The sequence below is a fragment of the Porticoccus sp. Uisw_050_02 genome (assembly GCF_047729555.1).
Classification (GTDB): domain Bacteria; phylum Pseudomonadota; class Gammaproteobacteria; order Pseudomonadales; family Porticoccaceae; genus Porticoccus.
In genome coordinates this window covers 309,008-327,651 of the sequence record NZ_CP159825.1, presented here as the reverse complement: position 1 = coordinate 327,651, position 18,644 = coordinate 309,008, and the positions used below count along the sequence as shown (strand labels likewise).

At 41.3% G+C, this 18,644-nt stretch carries 18 protein-coding genes; 6 read left to right on the top strand and 12 right to left on the bottom strand.

Features of this window, described 5'->3' with window-relative positions; all coding sequences use genetic code 11:
* Positions 1-153: 153 nt before the first annotated feature.
* From ABXT41_RS01560 to feoB, 3 genes are all read left to right on the top strand, one after another.
* Positions 154-696, top strand: a complete 543-nt coding sequence (locus ABXT41_RS01560; protein ID WP_415391089.1) for an NUDIX hydrolase — start codon at positions 154-156, stop codon at positions 694-696.
* Positions 697-816: 120 nt separating this feature from the next.
* Complete coding sequence (locus ABXT41_RS01555) at positions 817-1,050, top strand: FeoA family protein (protein ID WP_415391088.1); 234 nt, start codon at positions 817-819, stop codon at positions 1,048-1,050.
* Entirely contained in the window at positions 1,047-3,377 is a 2,331-nt protein-coding gene (feoB, locus tag ABXT41_RS01550) for a Fe(2+) transporter permease subunit FeoB (RefSeq protein ID WP_415391087.1), read from the top strand. Before ABXT41_RS01555 ends, feoB begins: the two co-directional genes overlap by 4 nt.
* A 27-nt stretch (positions 3,378-3,404) precedes the next feature.
* On the opposite strand, the gene ABXT41_RS01545 is transcribed toward feoB, so the two are convergent.
* The 9 genes from ABXT41_RS01545 to efp all read right to left on the bottom strand — a co-directional run bounded on the left by ABXT41_RS01545 (position 3,405) and on the right by efp (position 12,282).
* Positions 3,405-4,697 (bottom strand): adenylosuccinate synthase, encoded by a 1,293-nt coding sequence (locus tag ABXT41_RS01545; RefSeq protein WP_415391086.1) that lies wholly within the window; start codon positions 4,695-4,697, stop codon positions 3,405-3,407.
* A 31-nt stretch (positions 4,698-4,728) separates the two neighbouring features.
* On the bottom strand, positions 4,729-5,910 hold the full coding sequence (locus tag ABXT41_RS01540; protein ID WP_415391085.1) for an ATP phosphoribosyltransferase regulatory subunit: 1,182 nt from the start codon (positions 5,908-5,910) through the stop codon (positions 4,729-4,731).
* 67 nt (positions 5,911-5,977) lie between these two features.
* The gene (hflC, locus tag ABXT41_RS01535; protein ID WP_415391084.1) at positions 5,978-6,847 is read right to left on the bottom strand and encodes a protease modulator HflC; all 870 of its coding nucleotides are present in this window, start codon (positions 6,845-6,847) and stop codon (positions 5,978-5,980) included.
* The gene (hflK, locus tag ABXT41_RS01530; protein WP_415391083.1) at positions 6,848-7,978 is read right to left on the bottom strand and encodes an FtsH protease activity modulator HflK; all 1,131 of its coding nucleotides are present in this window, start codon (positions 7,976-7,978) and stop codon (positions 6,848-6,850) included.
* A 111-nt stretch (positions 7,979-8,089) separates the two neighbouring features.
* On the bottom strand, positions 8,090-9,382 hold the full coding sequence (gene hflX / locus ABXT41_RS01525; protein ID WP_415391082.1) for a ribosome rescue GTPase HflX: 1,293 nt from the start codon (positions 9,380-9,382) through the stop codon (positions 8,090-8,092).
* A 25-nt stretch (positions 9,383-9,407) separates the two neighbouring features.
* Positions 9,408-9,653 (bottom strand): RNA chaperone Hfq, encoded by a 246-nt coding sequence (hfq, locus tag ABXT41_RS01520; protein ID WP_415391081.1) that lies wholly within the window; start codon positions 9,651-9,653, stop codon positions 9,408-9,410.
* Between the two features lie 54 nt (positions 9,654-9,707).
* Positions 9,708-10,760 carry a tRNA (adenosine(37)-N6)-dimethylallyltransferase MiaA gene (gene miaA, locus ABXT41_RS01515; protein WP_415391080.1) on the bottom strand — a complete coding sequence of 351 codons (1,053 nt, stop codon included), beginning with the start codon at positions 10,758-10,760 and terminating at the stop codon, positions 9,708-9,710.
* Positions 10,726-11,688: an EF-P lysine aminoacylase EpmA gene (gene epmA / locus ABXT41_RS01510; protein WP_415391079.1), complete on the bottom strand. Its 963-nt coding sequence runs from the start codon at positions 11,686-11,688 to the stop codon at positions 10,726-10,728. Before epmA ends, miaA begins: the two co-directional genes overlap by 35 nt.
* Positions 11,689-11,718: 30 nt before the next feature.
* Positions 11,719-12,282 carry an elongation factor P gene (efp, locus tag ABXT41_RS01505; RefSeq protein WP_415391078.1) on the bottom strand — a complete coding sequence of 188 codons (564 nt, stop codon included), beginning with the start codon at positions 12,280-12,282 and terminating at the stop codon, positions 11,719-11,721.
* Positions 12,283-12,335: 53 nt separating this feature from the next.
* Here efp and epmB point away from each other — a divergent pair, with 53 nt between their 5' ends.
* Positions 12,336-13,355 (top strand): EF-P beta-lysylation protein EpmB, encoded by a 1,020-nt coding sequence (epmB, locus tag ABXT41_RS01500; RefSeq protein ID WP_415391077.1) that lies wholly within the window; start codon positions 12,336-12,338, stop codon positions 13,353-13,355.
* A 19-nt stretch (positions 13,356-13,374) separates the two neighbouring features.
* Here the strand turns inward: epmB and serB are convergent, their stop codons facing one another.
* The gene (gene serB, locus ABXT41_RS01495) at positions 13,375-14,595 is read right to left on the bottom strand and encodes a phosphoserine phosphatase SerB (protein ID WP_415391076.1); all 1,221 of its coding nucleotides are present in this window, start codon (positions 14,593-14,595) and stop codon (positions 13,375-13,377) included.
* Positions 14,596-14,719: 124 nt separating this feature from the next.
* On the opposite strand from serB, the gene ABXT41_RS01490 reads away from it, so the two are divergent.
* Complete coding sequence (locus ABXT41_RS01490) at positions 14,720-15,946, top strand: hypothetical protein (protein WP_415391075.1); 1,227 nt, start codon at positions 14,720-14,722, stop codon at positions 15,944-15,946.
* Positions 15,947-16,002: 56 nt separating this feature from the next.
* Here the strand turns inward: ABXT41_RS01490 and ABXT41_RS01485 are convergent, their stop codons facing one another.
* The gene (locus ABXT41_RS01485) at positions 16,003-16,827 is read right to left on the bottom strand and encodes a peptidylprolyl isomerase (protein ID WP_415391074.1); all 825 of its coding nucleotides are present in this window, start codon (positions 16,825-16,827) and stop codon (positions 16,003-16,005) included.
* A gap of 75 nt (positions 16,828-16,902) precedes the next feature.
* Positions 16,903-17,811 (bottom strand): hydroxymethylglutaryl-CoA lyase, encoded by a 909-nt coding sequence (locus ABXT41_RS01480; RefSeq protein ID WP_415391073.1) that lies wholly within the window; start codon positions 17,809-17,811, stop codon positions 16,903-16,905.
* A 95-nt stretch (positions 17,812-17,906) separates the two neighbouring features.
* Here ABXT41_RS01480 and ABXT41_RS01475 point away from each other — a divergent pair, with 95 nt between their 5' ends.
* On the top strand, positions 17,907-18,626 hold the full coding sequence (locus ABXT41_RS01475) for a methyltransferase domain-containing protein (RefSeq protein ID WP_415391072.1): 720 nt from the start codon (positions 17,907-17,909) through the stop codon (positions 18,624-18,626).
* The last annotated feature ends 18 nt before the right edge of the window (positions 18,627-18,644 follow it).

Below are 18,644 nucleotides of genomic sequence, written 5' to 3'. Positions count from 1 at the left end.
GAGACTGTTTTCATGGAATTATTGAATAAATTTTCGTTTGTTGCAACTCTTGAAATTTAGACACATTGAGCACGATATTTTTCCATGACACTTATATATAATAGAATCATATTAACAATTATTTCCATACAACCCATATAACAAGACAATCTTATGAAATTTTGTAGTGAGTGTGGTCATGCCACAAGTCTGGAGACCCCCATTGGAGATAACCGAAAGCGTGACGTATGCATTAACTGTGATGCCATTCATTACCAAAATCCAAAAATTATAACTGGTTGCATTCCAGTCTTCGAGGACCGAGTTTTGTTGTGTCGCAGAGCTATTGAGCCGCGCCTAGGTTTTTGGACTCTACCAGCTGGATTTATGGAAAATAATGAGACTTGCCTAGAAGCGGCACTTCGAGAGTGCGCAGAAGAAGCGAACGCCCATATAGATAATCCGGTTTTTTGTGGCTTATTCGACCTCCCTCATATCAATCAAGTCTACCTATTTTATCGAGGCTATATTAGTAACGGGTCGTTTAGCCCCGGCATTGAATCCCTTGAAGTTAGTTTATTCAAAGAGCATGAGATTCCATGGCAAGATCTAGCTTTTCCTGTCATTGAGCTCATGCTTAAACATCATTTCGAAGATATGAAGATCAGCCATGCGGGAATACAAACAGGTACAATAAATAGCTCTTGGAAAAGCTAGCGCACCCAGCCACTATAATTACCAAAAAAGATCGGATTACCTCTATTTTTATTGCTTATAGCTTATATTTGATTGATAATCATTATCATCTACACTTTAAAAAAGTATTTTAGCTATCAAATGAACATATCCTTTAATCAGCTTGCAGTTGGCGATAATGCTCGAGTTAGCAATCTTGTCAACGTAACTCCATCCTATAGGAACAGACTCATGAGTCTTGGTTTAACACCAGGAACTCTCTTTGTCGTTCAGCATAGAGCGCCCCTTGGAGATCCCATAGCAATAATGGTAAGAGGTTTTCGTCTAAGCATTAGAAGCCAAGAAGCAGAAGGCTTAATGGTAGTAAAGTTATGAATCATGACTTTACTATAGCCCTTGTAGGGAATCCAAATTGCGGAAAAACGACTCTCTTTAATGCACTTACAGGCTCCAATCAAAAAGTAGGAAACTGGCCTGGCGTTACCGTAGAGCAAAAAGTTGGGCATTTTAAGCATGCAAGCGCTAATTTTAAGCTGGTTGATCTTCCTGGAACATATTCGCTACATATTTCATGTGAGGCTGACTCTATAGATCAGCAACTTGCACAACACTTTATATTGGAAGGTAGTGCTGACCTAATAATTAATATAATTGATGCTTCTAGTCTTGAGCGAGGTCTCTATTTAACCACACAGTTAATGGAGGCTGGCACGCCTCTGGTTATCGCATTAAATATGATAGATGTAGCCGATCAAAATGGTGTGCATATAGACCCCTATGACCTGTCAGAAAAAATTGGTTTTCCCGTAGTACCTATGATCGCTAGTCGAAGCGAAGGCACGGGCACATTAGTAGATGTAGCCAGCAACCATCTTTATAAGAATAACCATAAGTCTCAACCTGTTATTGTTTCTAAGCCGCTTGAAGATACAGCAAATAAAATTCTTTCTTTGATGAACCAATATTCGCCAGGGTCAAGTAGACTTAAAGTCACTGCTGTTATGGAGCAAGATGATTCAGTATTGAGCGGCTTCCCAAAAGATCTGCAAGAGGAAGTAAAGGCAGAGGTGAACTTGCTTGAGTCAAAACTCACAATCAGTGTATCGGATACCTTAATTACAGATCGCTATAAATGGATCGAAGAAATTACTGCAGATTCAGTCCATCATGAAACCAAAATAAAAAAAACCTTCTCTGATTATCTTGATGCAATACTGCTTAACCGTTTTTTTGCATTCCCTATATTTCTGGGAATAATGTATTTAATGTTTATGGTGGCCATCAATTTTGGCGGGGCTTTCATTGATGTTTTTGATATGACTGCCGGAGCAATATTTGTTGAAGCTCCAAGACAAATGCTCACAGCTGCAAATTTCCCACTATGGCTGGTAACATTTATATCAGATGGGGCAGGCGGAGGGATTCAACTAGTTGCCAGCTTTATACCAGTTATAGGAACTTTGTTCCTCTTTCAGACATTCTTGGAAGACTCTGGTTACATGGCCCGTGCGGCGTTTATTCTTGATCGATTGATGAGAAGTCTTGGACTGCCTGGAAAATCTTTTGTCCCACTAGTGATAGGTTTTGGATGCAACGTTCCGTCAGTAATGGGAAGCCGGACCTTGGACAGCAATCAAGATCGTCTAATTACAACCTTAATGGCGCCGTTCATGTCTTGCGGTGCAAGGCTAACTGTATACATTCTCTTTGCTACAGCTTTTTTTGCTGAAAATGGGCACAACGTGGTTTTTGGTTTATACCTCATCGGGATTATACTTGCTCTACTAACAGGATTACTGGTTCGTCAAAAAATTCTAAGTCGGGATATATCCCCATTCATTATGGAGCTACCCAACTATCATATCCCAACTCTCAGGGGTCTCTTCACTCATACCTGGCATCGACTGCACGGATTCATAGTTCGAGCAGGAAAAGCTATTGTTTTGGTTGTCATTGTCTTAAATTTCGTAAATTCTATCAGTCTAGACGGAACTTTCAATAATGAAAATACTAGCAAATCACTACTTTCAGTAATCGGTAAAACCATCACACCTGTGTTTTCTCCCCTTGGCATCAAAGAAGAGAATTGGCCTGCCACTGTGGGACTTTTTAGTGGGATTTTTGCAAAAGAAGTGGTTGTTGGCACCCTGGATGCACTTTACTCAAATATGGCTAAAGATAAAAACAATACACCAAAAGAAGCGCCTATGGCCATAGGCGATAGAATTTCAGAAGCCTTTGCTACCATTCCAGAGAATTTAGCTAAAGTGAACTCAATGTGGAAAGACCCGTTTGGGCTAAGCATGGGCAATCTGGAAGATGAACAAAGTTCTGCAAAAGATCAAAACATAGAAGTTTCCACCATTACTCTTATGCAGGAATTATTTGATGGCCCGGTAGCTGCTTTCAGTTATATCCTTTTTATTCTTCTTTATATGCCCTGTGTTGCAACTTTAGGTGCGATTTACAAAGAAGCAGGAAAAGCATGGGCAATTTTTTCGGCCACATGGAACACTCTGCTTGCGTACGGAGTGTCTGTTATTGTCTATCAGGTGGGTACTTTTGCTGCGCATCCGCAACAATCAATGCTATGGATCGCTAGCATGGCGTTAATGCTATTTTGCAGCTATCTATTGCTTATAGCATACGGAAAAACAACAGCCAAAAATGAAAACTTAATACCGATTGTTAATTTACACTGAAAACTATACGTCATGCTGCAAAAAGTATTACTCAAATGGATGACGAACTACAATAGTCTCTACTCTGTCAGGCCCAGTAGAAACAATATCTACAGGGGTATCCAGCAAGTCTTCAATGCGCCTAATATAACTTCTAGCATTAACAGGAAGCTCACTTAACGACTTAGCTGCTACCGTAGACTCGACCCAACCAGGCATTTCCTCATATACAGGGATTAGGTCTTCATAGTCATCAGCGTGACAAGGAATTCCTGTTTTTTTACCCTCAGTGTCTTGATATGAAACACAGATCTTAATGACTTTAAGTCCATCCAACACATCCAATTTCGTCAAACAAATTCCAGACACTGAGTTGATGCGAATAGCTTGCTGAAGAGCTGCAGCATCGAACCAGCCACAGCGGCGCTCTCTTCCTGTAGTAGCACCAAGTTCATGGCCTTTGATACTAAGATGTTTCCCTATATCGCAAAATAATTCTGTCGGAAAAGGTCCAGAGCCAACCCTTGTAGTGTAAGCCTTAGTGATACCCAAAACATAGTCTAGGTATAATGGTCCAAATCCACTCCCTGTTGCTGTAGAACCAGCAGTAGTGTTGGAAGAGGTTACAAAGGGGTACGTACCGTGGTCAATATCTAATAGTGACCCTTGTGCGCCTTCAAACATTATATTGTCGCCACGCTTTCTAGCTAAATGCAGGATATTAGTGACATCGTCAACCATAGGTTGTAGTTCATCCGCCCAAATTAAAGCTTTAGAGAGAGTATCTTTATAGCTCACAGCCTCTGCTCCATAAAAAGAGGTAAGCATAAAATTATGGTAGTCCATCAACTCTTTTAGCTTTAATGCAAACTTGTCTCGATTAAATATATCGCCTAAACGAAGACCTCGACGAGCCACCTTGTCTTCATAAGCAGGGCCAATACCTCTACCAGTAGTACCTATTTTGGCTTCACCTCTAGCTTTCTCGCGCGCTTGGTCAAGAGCAATATGTACCGGCAATATTAATGGGCAGGAGGAAGAAATGCGCAATCTTTTTCTTACTGGAACGCCCTGTTGGTGAAGCTCCTCCATTTCTACCAACAAAGCATCAGGAGATAAAACAACTCCATTTCCAATCAAGCATAAGACGCCCTCACGAAGAACTCCTGAAGGAATGAGATGCAATATTGTTTTTTTGCCATCAATAACAAGCGTATGGCCTGCATTATGACCGCCCTGAAACCTAGCAACCAAAGTGGCCTGATCTGTCAATAAATCGACAATTTTACCCTTGCCCTCGTCTCCCCATTGGGTGCCAAGGACTACTACATTTTTACCCATTTGATCTCTCTAGATTCATTAAAAAATTTGGTTACACAGGAAGGATTTGAAATTTTCCATCAACTAAGATCAACTGTCGATCGCAGCCCAACTCATCGTAATCTGGCTCTTGATCAGGAAACCCAAGAATGACTCGATCGCCACTTAGTCGCAGGTTTTGTATCGCTTTATACTGATCGTGGCTATCTGTGACTGGCGAAAAGATCCCTGAAGATGGATCTTTTTGATTTTGAGTAAACTGAATCAGCGTGTGCAGGCTCATATTGAAACCAGTTGCTGCGCGAGATCTGCCAAAATTTTTACCCACATGATCATATCTGCCGCCATTACCAACAGCCTGCCCCACATCTGGGGCGTATGCAGCAAAAACTAGCCCAGTATGATAATGATAGCCCCGCAACTCGCTTAGATCAAAGCATAGTTCAAGCTCAGGATTGCTTACCTTTAAGGCATCAGCGACTGATTGCAGTTCGTCTAATGCAAGTTCAACCTCTGCTGGAGCTTCAGCGAGAAATTCTCGCGCCTGATCCAACACAGAGATATCTCCTGCCAGATCAACCAAGGATCGTAACATTTCTGCATGCGTGCCATCTTGTATATTTTTAGAAATCCAAAAATTAAGCTCTGGGATGGATTTTCGCTGAACCAAATCAAATAGCTCTTTTTCTTTATGATCTGGCAGGCTTAGCACTTCAAGAAAGCTCTCATAAATACCGACATGGCCAAGATCTAATCGCGGATTTTTTAAGCCAGCCAACGCCAATGTTTCGATCATTAACCGAATAACTTCGATGTCTGCGGAAAGTCTTGACTCGCCATAAAGTTCCACCCCGATTTGAATTGGTGATCGACTTTCTAGCGGATATCGGGGTTTCGTATAGAGCACAGGCCCCACATAACTCAAACGACTGGGACCTTTTCGTTTCAGGCTGTGTGAGTCCATACGACTTGTTTGTGGTGTGATATCAGCACGCACGCCCATCATCCTTCCGCTTACCTGATCGGTTAGCTTGAACGTCATCAAATCAAGATCTGAACCAGTTCCACTCAAAAGAGACTCAGTAAACTCCACCAATGGCGGGATTACCAAGTCATAACCCCAAGAATAATATAGATCTAAAGCCTGTCGACGCAATTTCTCCATTTTAAGAGCTTGCTCAGGCAATACATCCTCAATACCATCTGGCAATAACCACTGATTAACTACAGCCATTACATCTACCTGCTTGATCTAAATTTGCTCATAGGTCACAAAAAATTCCAATCATCCCATTCTTAAATTATTCACCTTTTTGGCTGTTCAAGTAACGAAAGAAGTCACTCTTTGGGTCCACCAAAAGTACATCACCTTTATTCGCAAAGGATTTTCTGTAAGCAGACAAGCTGCGGATGAAGGCGTAAAATTCTGGATTTTTTGTATATGCAGCAGCATAAGTAGAGGTTGCAGTTGCATCACCCTGGCCTCGGGTTTCCTCAGCGATCCTATACGCGTTGGCCAGCAAAATTGTCTTCTGACGGTCCGCATCTGCGCGTATTTTTTCAGCCGATTCGCGCCCCTCAGAACGCAATATTCTAGCCTCTTTTTCACGCTCGGCTTTCATTCTCCTATAAACTTGCTCGCTTACTTCTGGCGGTAAATCAATTCCCTTAACGCGAACATCCACCACCTCGACCCCTAAGGATTGACCAAGAGTTAAATTGAGCTTATCTGCTAAGTGTTTCATTAGCTGATCACGCTCACCAGACACCACCTCGTGTAGTGTTCTTGCGCCAAACTGATTACGCAGGCCATCATTCACACGGCTAGCTAAGCGCTCCTGAGCTACAGCCTGATTGCCGCCAGTTGCCCTGTAGTAAACATCTACATCAATGATTCGCCACTTAGAAAAAGCATCAACAATTAGCCTCTTCTTTTCTATGGTAAAAAAGCTAGCAGGATCTGCATCCAACGTTAGAACTCTGCCATCAAATTTTCTAACCTGATCAACAAAGGGAATTTTATAGTGCAATCCTGGTTGAATATCAGTTTCTATAAGGCGACCAAACCTTAATTTGACACCTAGTTCTGTTTCTTGAATGACATATAAGGAACTGCTGCCAACTAGGGCCAACACCAAAAGAAGTACTAAGGATAAAGAACGACTAGTCATCTAACGACCCTCCCTTGATCTGGCTGAATTCTGGCGACTTGAGTTGCTATCATATTTTTCATTAGAATTACTTGACCCATATGCCGGTAGTTTTACTTGCGATGAACTTGATTGCATAATTTTATCCAGAGGCAGATAAAGCATATTATTGCCGCCCTCAACATCAACTAGCACCTTTGTGCTGCTACTCATAACTTCTTCCATTGCATCCAAATAAATTCGTTGGCGTGTTACTTCTGGTGCTTTATTGTATTCCGACAACAACAGCTCAAATCTCTTCGATTCACCCTGCGCCTCCGCAACCACTTGCTCTAGATAGCCGTTAGATTCTTCAATCAATCGCTGGGCTTGGCCTCTGGCTTCAGGAATAATGCCATTCGAATAAGTCTGAGCTTCATTAACAAGCCTCTCTTTGTCTTCTCGAGCTTTAATCACATCATCGTAAGCAGCCTTGACTTGGCTAGGCGGTTTAGCTTCCTGTATATTGATTTTACGAACCTTTATTCCCGTGCCATAGTTATCGAGATAAGTCTGTAATCTAAGCTGAACCTCATCACCAATTTTTAAGCGCCCTGTAGAAACTACCTCATCTAGCTTGCTGCTGCCCACCACATGGCGTAATGCACTATCAGAAGCTTGACGTAAGCTCAGTTCAGGATCTTTTACATTAAGTACAAAAGATTTTACATCGTTAATGTTGTATTGCACGGTGAGTGGCAACTCTACAATATTTTCATCTTCTGTCAGCATTTGACCTTGACTTGAGTACTGGCGTTCCTCAGTAACGCGAACCTTCGTAACGCTATCTACTAAAGGGGGATTCCAGTGAAGTCCAGGCCCCATAGTGTCCAAGAATTTCCCTAGGCGCAAAACAACTGCCTGTTCTTTTTCATCAACTTGATAAAAGCCTGTTATGCTCCATCCAATAATTAGAACAGTCAGGATGAGTCCAACCAAACTCTTGTTGCCACTTCCGCCGCTTGATTTTTTTCCACCGCCACCGCCAGAACCGAAGATGCTCTCTATACGAGATCGGATTTTTTTCAACGCCTCGTCAATATCTGGAGGGCCATCACTGCTGTTATTGGCGCCCCAAGGGTCTTTGCCGCCTCCAGGTTCATTCCAAGCCATAATAATCTCCAAGTTTTTTATATTTTGCGTAGTTTTACCAATTGTACCCTGCCACCAATTAAATACTATTACTTCAAGACCAAAATATACTATTTAAAAAAATATAAATATTTAATTAATCTCAGTTAACTGAGTAGGATTTATGCTCAAATCCTTTAGTATCCGAAGATAGTCTATCCTGGGAATTCTGACTTTTAATAAAGAATCACCGTTATCCCTTAAGGTCTCAGCTATGACTGCATTATTTTGATAAAAAATAGCTCTCAATTTTCCCATACCTGGGGTGATCTTCAGCTGCTCACAAATCATATCCTTAGACAACAACTCAGACATTGCTTGCAATAATAGTTCACACCCAATTCCAGTTTGAGCTGACAGCCAAACCGCAATCGGCCTGCCGCTTGCATCTCGGTCTATCTTTTGGTCAGTTTGGTCCAGTAGGTCTATTTTATTAAAAATAATCAGTGTTGGAAGTTTTAGGGCACCAATTTCTGACAACACATCATTAACATGTTTGATATTAATCTGCCGCATTTCAGAAGGTGCATCTACCACATGCAAAAGCAACGTAGCACTTGCAGTTTCTTCTAGTGTAGCCTTAAAAGCTTCTATTAGTTTATGCGGTAAGTGGCTAATAAAGCCCACCGTATCCGCCAGAATGGTGGAGCCAACATCATCTAGATCTATATGGCGCATAGTCGGATCTAATGTTGCAAAAAGCTGGTCAGCGACATAAACGCTTGATGCCGAAAGTCTATTAAATAACGTTGATTTACCTGCATTCGTGTACCCAACCAAAGAGACAGTAGGTACTTCTGCTCGCTCACGAGAACGACGACTCTGATTTCGTTGACTTCGTACCTTCTCCAGCCGCTTAAGAATAGACTTAATTCGAGCACGTAATAATCTTCGATCGGTTTCCAGCTGAGTTTCTCCTGGACCTCGTAATCCTATACCTCCTTTTTGTCGCTCTAGATGAGTCCATCCACGAACCAGTCTTGTTGACATATGTTGCAATTGCGCTAGCTCGACCTGCAATTTACCCTCGTGTGTGCGAGCTCGCTGTGCAAAAATATCGAGGATTAGCGCTGTCCTATCCAATACGCGACATTCAAGTTCGCCCTCTAGATTTCTTTCTTGGCTAGGAGAAAGGCTATGATTAAAAATTACAATATCAGCACAGTACTCGCAGATTGCTTGCTTTAGCTCGTCAAGCTTGCCGGTGCCAACGAAATATTTTCGATGGGGGGTACTTCTGGATCCAGCAACCAAGAAAACAGGATCTCCGCCTGCAGAAATAACCAATTCTTCAAATTCTCTCGGATCTTCTGGTTCGCGCTCACTATCTAATTTTAAGTGCACTAAAATAGCAACTTCACCAGAATCTGGACGCTCAAAAAACAATTAGCACTCCCTATAGCTCAATAGTTTAATTTTCATTTTCATCACTCATATCAATTTCTGGCAACCGCACGCTACGGGAAGGGACTATGGTGGAAATGGCATGCTTATACACCATTTGACTTACTGTGTTTTTTAACAATACTACAAATTGATCAAAGGATTCTATCTGCCCTTGTAGTTTAGTTCCGCTTATAAGAAAAACAGAGACCGGTATGCCCTCTTTGCGTAAAATATTTAAGAAAGGGTCCTGAAGATTATTTCTTTTTGACATTAAAACTCCTCTATTCCAATGCTTATTGGCATACAACACTAGTGGCTGGTCGTTCTACCTACAATACTGCTGCAAAACATTCCTGTATACACATGAGTCTTTTAAAATTTTTAAGCAATCAGCTAATGCTTTTTCAGAAAAAACTTTTTTTTCATCTGCATAATTAATGTGGATTTGATGTAAATGGGGCCATTTTTTCAACCAAGTCAACTGACGCTTAACAAGTTGTCTTGTCGCTATAATGCCTAGACGGTATACCTCATCATAACCAATATCTCCCGATAAATATCTCCACATTTGCTTATATCCAACAGCGCGCAGAGAAGAAAGATCTGGATGTAGGTCTCCTCGCTCATATAGTACCTGAACCTCAGACTCAAAGTCTGCATCAAGCATTAATTTAAATCGCCGCTCAGTACACTGATTTAAATATAGTCGATCCAACGGCATTAGTGCGATCTGCACAAGCTTGTAATCATTTAAGATAGACTCAATTAAGCTTCCCTTCTCTTGCTGATTTCGCTTTATGAGGGACAAGGGCTTACCTGTTATCTGAAAAACTTCTAATGCCCGCTGTATACGTTGAGAATGATTAGGATGCAGCGCTCCAGCAGACTCTGGATCAATCTCTGCAAGCTGAGCATGCAAATAAGGCCACCCTTTTTCTCTCGCATCAGCTTCAATTTTTTTGCGTATTTTAAGGTCAGATGGCGGGTTATCTGCCAGACCATCAAGAAGCGCTTTAAAATAAAGCATTGTTCCGCCTACCAATAACGGGATCCCGCCTTGTCTAGTGATATCTTCCATTTCTTTTCGAGCATCTTGTGCAAAATCGGCCGCAGAATAGGCTTCAGAGGGATCTCGAATATTGATTAATCGATGGGGAACCTGTTCTAGCAATTCTCGGGTTGGTTTTGCCGAGCCGATATCCATTCCCCTGTAGACTTGTGACGAATCAACACTAATCAGTTCAACAGGTAGGTGATTTCGAAGTGCTACCGCTAAATCTGTTTTTCCTGAAGCCGTTGGCCCCATAAGAAAAATAGCAGGAGGGAGAGAATCATTAAGCGAGCTACTCATGGCTGATATCATCTGAGATACAGGCAAATGGCATCACCTGAGAAATTTGATCCATACCTAACAACTGCATCAGTAACCTATCCACCCCCATTGCCACCCCCGAGCAAAAAGGTAGTCCAAATTCTACAGCATCCAGAAGATTATCATCTGCAGGCATGATTTTCTTACCTGCAGTTTCACGGAGAGATGCATCAGCAGCAAACCGGCCTCTCTGTTCGTCTGGGTCATTAAGCTCCACATATCCATTAGCCAGCTCTACACGATTCAAATAGACCTCAAACCGTCTGGCTACCACATTGCCTTGAGAGTCTTCTTTCAATCGAGCTAACGCAGATTGACATTCTGGATAATCATGAATAAAAATCAAGCTATCTGGAAGGTTTGGTTCAACAGAAAAACTAAATATTAAATTAAGGCAGTCACTACGATTGTCTCCAAAAAAATCTCTATTGGATGCAATTGAGGCTATCTTTTGCAACTCAACAAGAGTTGCTTTATGCGGATTCAAACCAATTACCTGCTCAAAAATATCTGCATATTTTAGAATTTGATGCTTACAATCTAGACCTAAATTCTTAATAAGCGTTGCAAATTCACTCATCAACTGATGCTCATCAAACCCAAGACGATACCATTCAAGAAGGGTAAATTCTGGCTGATGGTAGCGTCCAATCTCCTCTGCACGAAAAGCTTTACCTAATGAGTAAATGGAGCCAGAACCAGACGCAAGCAATCTCTTCATAAAGTATTCTGGCGAACTCTGCAGATATTTTCTTTCTCCAGCCATATCGATCTCAATACAGTCGACATGCAGATCAGTTACCCCAGTTTGTCCTATTAGAGGAACATCCACCTCCAAAACTTTTCTGTCCTTAAAGAAGTTGCGAATCACAAAAAATAACTCCGATCGAAACTTTAGGGTCTCGATCGTAGCTGTTGGTCTCCAATTGCTCATAGTCAGTAAAATTTTTGCCTTGCCTGGTAGTTAGGCCCGACTTATATATTCTCCAGTACGGGTATCAACCTTAATTATCTCGCCAATATTTAAAAAAAGCGGCACTTTAACTGTTGCACCAGTACTTAGGGTGGCCGGCTTAGTGCCTCCCTGAGCAGTATCACCTTTTAGGCCTGGGTCAGTATCTGTAATTTCCAGCTCCACATGATTAGCCGGTGTAACTACCAAAGGGGCTCCGTTGTGTAATGTTACCATCACAGTATCTTGCTCTCTAAGCCAGAACGCCGAATCACCAACAACGTTTTTATCAGCCTGGTGCTGCTCGAAAGTGTCAGGCTCCATAAAGTGCCAGTGCTCTCCATCGTTATAGAGATACTGCATATCCGTCTCTGCTACATCAGCGCCCTCAAGGGATTCTCCAGATTTAAAAGTTTTGTCCCAGACGCGTCCTGTTTTAAGATTACGCAAACGAACGCGACTAAAAGCCTGACCTTTGCCAGGTTTGACAAGTTCATTTTCTAGGATACTGCAGGGATCGCCATCCATAATTACTTTCAGACCGGAACGAAATTCATTGGTAGAATAGTTAGCCATTGTTACCTCAATATTCAATAAATTATTTTAAAGCACATATATAAGAGACCGCTATGATAACCCGTTCTATTGCATCTGTAGATAGTCTTACCTGGCAAGAGCAGCTCGCTGAAAGTATTCGAGATCCAAAAAAACTACTCGAGTGGCTTGAGTTCGATCAAAAAATAATAGACAGCCTGTTGGGCGGGGCCACAGAGGCTAGCAATGATTTTTCATTGAGAGCGCCGAAAGCATACCTGAAACGTATTACAAAAGGCGACCCTAACGATCCATTATTAAAGCAAATTCTCCCATCAAAAGAAGAAATGTATGCGATACCCGGATATACAACAGATCCATTAGAGGAAACAGAAGCAAACTTAGTCCCTGGATTGATACACAAATATCCAGGCCGCGTATTATTAGTTGTTAGTACTAATTGTGCGATTAATTGTCGTTATTGCTTTCGACGTAGCTTCCCTTATCAGGAAAATAAGCCAGGCCGAGGTGAGTGGGAGCAAGCGCTAGCTTACATTCGCAATAATACTTCAATAACTGAGGTTATCTTTAGCGGAGGCGACCCTCTTGCGGCTAGCGACAAACAGTTACGCTGGCTAACTAATGAGATTTCCAAAATACCACACATTCAAAGACTAAGGGTGCACACAAGGCTCCCTATCGTTATTCCAGACCGAATAACAGATGACTGTATAGAGTGGCTAACATCAAGTCGCCTATTGACCTCACTGGTCATTCACAGCAATCACCCTAAAGAGCTAGATGTCTCTGTAGCTGCTGCTCTTAACCGTCTTTCTCAAGCAGGAGTAATACTTCTCAATCAAACAGTGCTGCTTGCAGGAATTAATGATTCAATTGAAGTGCTTCAAGAGCTGAGTGAACGGCTTTTCCAAATGAAAGTCTTGCCTTACTATCTACATCAACTGGACAAGGTAAAAGGTGCGGCCCATTTTGAAGTAAACGACGCGACGGCCAAAGCCCTAATTCTTAAGCTTACGTCGAGACTACCTGGATATTTAGTCCCAAAACTAGTGCGAGAGATTCCCGGCATGCCAAGTAAAGCTCCTCTGCTTTAGTTTTTTGTCCGTCAGGATGTTATTCCCATCGCGAGACATCCCTATCACTAATGCCCATTAAATAAAGAATGCCATCCAAACCAACTTTAGATATAGATTGCTTGGCAGTTGCCTTCACCAAAGGCTTGGCTCTAAAGGCAATTCCTAGGCCGGCAATACTTAACATAGGTAGATCATTAGCTCCGTCTCCTACTGCTATAACCTGCTCTAGGCTAACCCTCTCACCAGCGGCTATATTCCGTAATAATTCGGCTTTCCTGGCGCCATCAACGACTTCTCCTGTAATATTTCCAGTCACTTTACCGTCAACTATTTCAAGTTGATTTGCATAAACATAATCAATCCCTAGTCTTTTCTGAATTTGACAGGCAAAGTAGTCAAATCCACCCGAAAGAATAGCTGTCTTATAACCTAAAAGTCTAAGTGTAGCCATTAGCTCTTCGGCACCCTCTGTAAGCTGTAAACGTTCAGCTACTTTCTCTAGCACCGATTCATTGAGGCCCTCTAAAAATCGCAGACGTCGGCTAAAACTTTCCTTAAAATCCAGCTCGCCCCTCATGGCAGCTGCGGTTATTTCAGCAACTTGTTCGCCAGCCCCTATTTCTTTTGCCAGCTCATCTATCACCTCAGCATCAATCAGCGTTGAGTCCATGTCAAAAACAACTAAACGACGATTGCGACGAAAAATGTTCTCTTCTTGGTAAGCCATATCAACATCCATTTCACTGGACATTTCAAGCAATGAGGAGCGAAGGACAGCCAAATCTAAAGGCACCCCACGTAAAGAGAACTCCACGCAAGACCTGCTACTGCTTTCCATTCGATCCAAGGACATCCTCCCGGAGAGACGAGTAATTTTGTCTATGTTAAGGCCATGCTCAACTGTAACAGCAGTTACACGAGCGATATGCTCAGCTGTAACCTTTCGCGATAACAAAGTTACAATATGGCGAGGCTTGCCTTGCTGATCAACCCAGTTTGAATAATCCTCATCAGCGATGAGCTGAAAACGAACCCTCATGTCTATCAAGCTAAGGGAGGAAAAAATTTCATCCTTTATTTTTTCTAACTGATGACCTAAAGGTATTCTCGCCAATAATCCAAGATTTAGATTATCATGTATGACGGACTGGCTAATATCCAAGATATCACACCGATGATCCATCAATGCCTCTGACACAGCTTGTGTTACCCCAGGCTTATCATCGCCCGATATGTTAATAAGTAAAATTTCTCTCACAATTGATTCCAATATAAAAAATACAAGCTAATAATACTGCCGCCCTCTATATTGGGTATTATAGAAGGACGACCGATAAGATAGAATGAGTCTAATCTGATAAACCTTATGGGAATAATTAAGAATGGGCAAGAACAAAAAATCTTATGCAAAATTGTTGCCTACGTTTACCATAATATTCTCTTTAACTTTTGCGAGTCTAAGCGCAATAATATTAAGTGTAGAGTTAGACTCAATAGCTGATGAGCAAGAAAATTATCTAGGGCAGGCTCTGTCATCACAACTAGCTAAAGTGTCTCGAAATTCAATCATCAACCAAGATAAACTGAGCCTCCAGATAGAAGTAGACGACATGCTAACCATTGAAGGTATTCAGTATGTTGCGGTGCATGACGCATCTAGAAGACTTCTGGTAAAAGCTACGAAATCCGCCAACAGGACTTCCCTGGCAAGTAATGCAACCCATACTTACACCAGCGCCATAACTATAGAGAATGCTACTGCAGGCTATGCTCTAGTCCGATTCGACCAAGAATTTTTTGCGGCATATTTTCAAACTTTGCGCTTCGCAATCGCTTTTTTATTTGCTAGCATATTTTTTATACTAATATATTTATCAGCCAAAATAGGGAAAATTCTTTCATTTAGGCTCAATCATCTTATTCAACAGCTGCCTGGGGATAATAAAGAGACTATGGATGAGTTGAGTGCACTCGAGCACCGGCTAAAACCTCTAATAGCAACTAGAAAAGAAAATCAACAGCCCTATGCCGAACAAAAAGTAGAGGATTATGCGCTTTTGGCTATTGACTGTAAAAATTTAACTATCTTAAAAACAAGAGTAAATCCAGAACATCTTGAATCTGTTATGTCTCAGTTTGATGTTCTGGTTAACGATGCTGCGGAAATTTATGGAGCGACCAGACTAAGCGCAGGACAGCGCAGCATATACCTGCAATTCAAAGGAAAGTCGGAATATGATGATCACCCTCTTAGGGCTTTATACTGCGCCACTGCAATTCATGACTTAAGTAAAAAATTACTCGACACACAAGGGATAAAGTTAGAGCTAGCTAGCGTAATATCAAATGACACACAAAAATACTCCAGATCTCAGATCCTTAATGAATCGCATTGTGAGGCGCACTTGAATTCACTTCAGTTAATGCTAGAACAAGCGGTTGATGGTGAAATACTTCTAGATGCACCAACTAAATCACATGGGTCACTCCAAGATATATCCTTATATCCTCCCAGCGAAAAAAGCATACTATTTAGAGTTGAAGAGTTAAATGAGGACAGCAAAGAATTAATCTCACAGCAGATTGCTATTCTAGGCCGTGATATGTAGAGATACTTGCAGCCAAGACATGGGCTAAGGACTGCACAAGAAAATGTTAGTTTACTTTATGCCGGACGACCGATTTTAAAATCAACACCCTGAATGTCTGCCGCATCAATTAGCTGATGAATATATTTAGAAATTTCTATGCGGTGGCCAATTTCTATCAACATATCAGCGATATCACTTTTAACCTGATCATAATCTAACTGTTTCGCTGGTATTTTTTTATCAATGTAAACTACATGAAAGCCGAAATTAGACTTAACAGGCTTGTCGGCTAAGCCTTCTCTAAGAGCAAAAACTATTTTTTCAAATTCTGGAGGAGTTTGACCTCGCCCAATTCTACCTAACGTTCCGCCGGTCTCCTTAGAAGGGCAGCTAGAATGCTCATCCACCAAGAAATCAAACTGATCTAAAGAGTCTTTTAACTTTAATATTAATGATTCAGCTAATTTTTTTGCCTGAGATCTTTCATTTTTTTTCTCAGGAGTAGCACCTATCAAAATATGCTTTAACTCCAGCATCTCTTGGGTGAAAAATTCAACTTTATGTTCATCATAGTACTTCTCACATTCCTCTTCAGAAACTTCATCTGACTTTGCTATTTCCTTCTCAATAAGCCTGCCAATTATAGTTTCTTCGACAGGTATGTCGCTATCTTTTGGAAGACGCTTATTCAATCCGAGCTCTTGGGCTTTTTGGACAAGTAGCAACTGTGTAATCAGGACCTCAGATGACTTTTTAATCATGTCTTCCGGAGAATCCGTCGAATGATGCGACATCTCCTGAATTATCTCAGCAGGACTAATCACAGTTCCGTTTACGGTGATTTCTTTAATATCTTGTAATTTTTTTTCTGTGGATTCATTCTCAGAAGAGGAGTTCATAGGGGCTCTCTAAATTAGCATTTGTTAGTAACAGTAGTTAAGGGGTTGCAAAATACAATAAAAAGCATGCCATTATCAAGTTAATGCTATAGAAATTTTTGATCCATTGCTTCTTTCAAGCTCTTTGGAAATAAAGCGGCCGGCTTCAACAATTTTTTCTAAATTTATGCCATGCTGGATATTTAGCCCATTAAGCATATAGATCAGATCTTCAGTGGCAACATTCCCTGAAGCAGTCGAACCTTGAGAATTTTTTACATAAGGACAGCCACCTAAGCCGGCTATAGAGCTATCAATGACAGAGACGCCCATCAACAAAGAAGCATAAATATTTGCTAGTGCTTGGCCGTAAGTATCATGCAGATGCACAGCAATATTCTGGATAGAAATTTTTTCCGCTACTTTTTCAATCATTCGAGAGATGTTGCCTGGTGTACCAACACCTATTGTATCGCCCAGTGAGACCTCGTAACATCCCATCTCGCTGAGTCTAGCAGCTAGCTCAGCGACTTTAGTTGGATCTATGTTTCCCTCGTAAGGGCAGCCCGCCACACAAGAAATATAAGCCCGCACAGGTATATCTTTATCTGCAGCAGCCTTGAGAACAGGCGTAAAACGTTTCAAACTCTGATCAACAGAGCAGTTGATATTTTTTTGACTAAAAGATTCGGAGACTGTCGTAAAAATAGCAACTTCTCCAACATTAACTGCCATAGCACGATTAAACCCTTGTAGATTTGGGGTTAATGCTGAAAAGGTGACACCTTGCCTTTGCTTAATACCACGAAAAACAGCATCACTAGTAGCCATCTGAGGGACCCAGCTGGGGTTCACGAAACTACCCGCCTCGATATAGCGAACTCCTGCGTCCACCAAAAGATCGATCAACTCTATTTTTAATTTAGCGCTAACCAATTGCTGTTCGTTTTGAAGGCCGTCTCTTGGGCTTACTTCTACAATTTTGACTTTTTTAGGCAGTGTCATAGGCTTATTCTAACTGTTAGATTGTCTGAGAGCATTAGATAGTTTAGTGATAATATGGCGTAACTAAATGCTTCAGTTATAAGAAGGAATGCGAAATGACAAAGGTGGGCGATGGATTACCTGCAGATAGGGCAAATTGGAAATTTAATGGGGAGGTTGTGGATTTATTTGATGATCATATATCCAGATCAGTTCCCCTCTACGAAGAGGGGCATGATCTCATATGTGATATGAGTGATTTTTTTATTAAGCCAGACTCTTTATGCTATGAGGTAGGTTGTTCTACAGGCACCCTGACCCTAAAGCTTGCGATACATAATCAAAAAAAACCAGAGGCCCGCTTTATTGGCATAGATATAGAAAAAGATATGATCAAAAAAGCCAGCGGTAAGGCCACTAAAATAAAAGGGTTAAATGTTTCTTTTATTGCTGACGATGTCATCGAATTAGAGATGGATAACGCAGATTTAATTGTTTGTTACTATACCATTCAATTTATAAATACATCAGTGCGTCAAAAATTAATCGACAAGCTTTATAGCAAATTAAACTGGGGAGGAGCTTTATTGTTGTTTGAAAAAGTGCATGGTGCAGATGCACGCTTTCAGGATATTTTGAGTGCCCTATATAGCGACTATAAAATTCGCCAAGGCTATTCAGCTGATGAGATTATTGCTAAATCTAGAAGCCTAAAAGGTGTTCTCGAGCCTTTTTCCACACAAGGTAATTTAGACATGCTCAAGAGAGCTGGATTTGTTGACATCAATACAGTCCAAAAGTACCTCTGTTTTGAGGGATTCCTGGCTATTAAGTAAGATCGCTCAGTAACTTAT

What these genes read in the sequence shown, in the direction of transcription:
- hflC (WP_415391084.1), bottom strand. Translation starts at nt 6,847, where the DNA reads ATGACTAGTCGTTCTTTATCCTTAGTACTTCTTTTGGTGTTGGCCCTA.
- ABXT41_RS01475 (WP_415391072.1), top strand. Translation starts at nt 17,907, where the DNA reads ATGACAAAGGTGGGCGATGGATTACCTGCAGATAGGGCAAATTGGAAA.
- ABXT41_RS01545 (WP_415391086.1), bottom strand. Translation starts at nt 4,697, where the DNA reads ATGGGTAAAAATGTAGTAGTCCTTGGCACCCAATGGGGAGACGAGGGC.
- ABXT41_RS01555 (WP_415391088.1), top strand. Translation starts at nt 817, where the DNA reads ATGAACATATCCTTTAATCAGCTTGCAGTTGGCGATAATGCTCGAGTT.
- epmA (WP_415391079.1), bottom strand. Translation starts at nt 11,688, where the DNA reads ATGAGCAATTGGAGACCAACAGCTACGATCGAGACCCTAAAGTTTCGA.
- ABXT41_RS01540 (WP_415391085.1), bottom strand. Translation starts at nt 5,910, where the DNA reads ATGGCTGTAGTTAATCAGTGGTTATTGCCAGATGGTATTGAGGATGTA.
- hflK (WP_415391083.1), bottom strand. Translation starts at nt 7,978, where the DNA reads ATGGCTTGGAATGAACCTGGAGGCGGCAAAGACCCTTGGGGCGCCAAT.
- ABXT41_RS01480 (WP_415391073.1), bottom strand. Translation starts at nt 17,811, where the DNA reads ATGACACTGCCTAAAAAAGTCAAAATTGTAGAAGTAAGCCCAAGAGAC.
- efp (WP_415391078.1), bottom strand. Translation starts at nt 12,282, where the DNA reads ATGGCTAACTATTCTACCAATGAATTTCGTTCCGGTCTGAAAGTAATT.
- ABXT41_RS01485 (WP_415391074.1), bottom strand. Translation starts at nt 16,827, where the DNA reads ATGAACTCCTCTTCTGAGAATGAATCCACAGAAAAAAAATTACAAGAT.
- feoB (WP_415391087.1), top strand. Translation starts at nt 1,047, where the DNA reads ATGAATCATGACTTTACTATAGCCCTTGTAGGGAATCCAAATTGCGGA.
- hfq (WP_415391081.1), bottom strand. Translation starts at nt 9,653, where the DNA reads ATGTCAAAAAGAAATAATCTTCAGGACCCTTTCTTAAATATTTTACGC.
- ABXT41_RS01560 (WP_415391089.1), top strand. Translation starts at nt 154, where the DNA reads ATGAAATTTTGTAGTGAGTGTGGTCATGCCACAAGTCTGGAGACCCCC.
- ABXT41_RS01490 (WP_415391075.1), top strand. Translation starts at nt 14,720, where the DNA reads ATGGGCAAGAACAAAAAATCTTATGCAAAATTGTTGCCTACGTTTACC.
- epmB (WP_415391077.1), top strand. Translation starts at nt 12,336, where the DNA reads ATGATAACCCGTTCTATTGCATCTGTAGATAGTCTTACCTGGCAAGAG.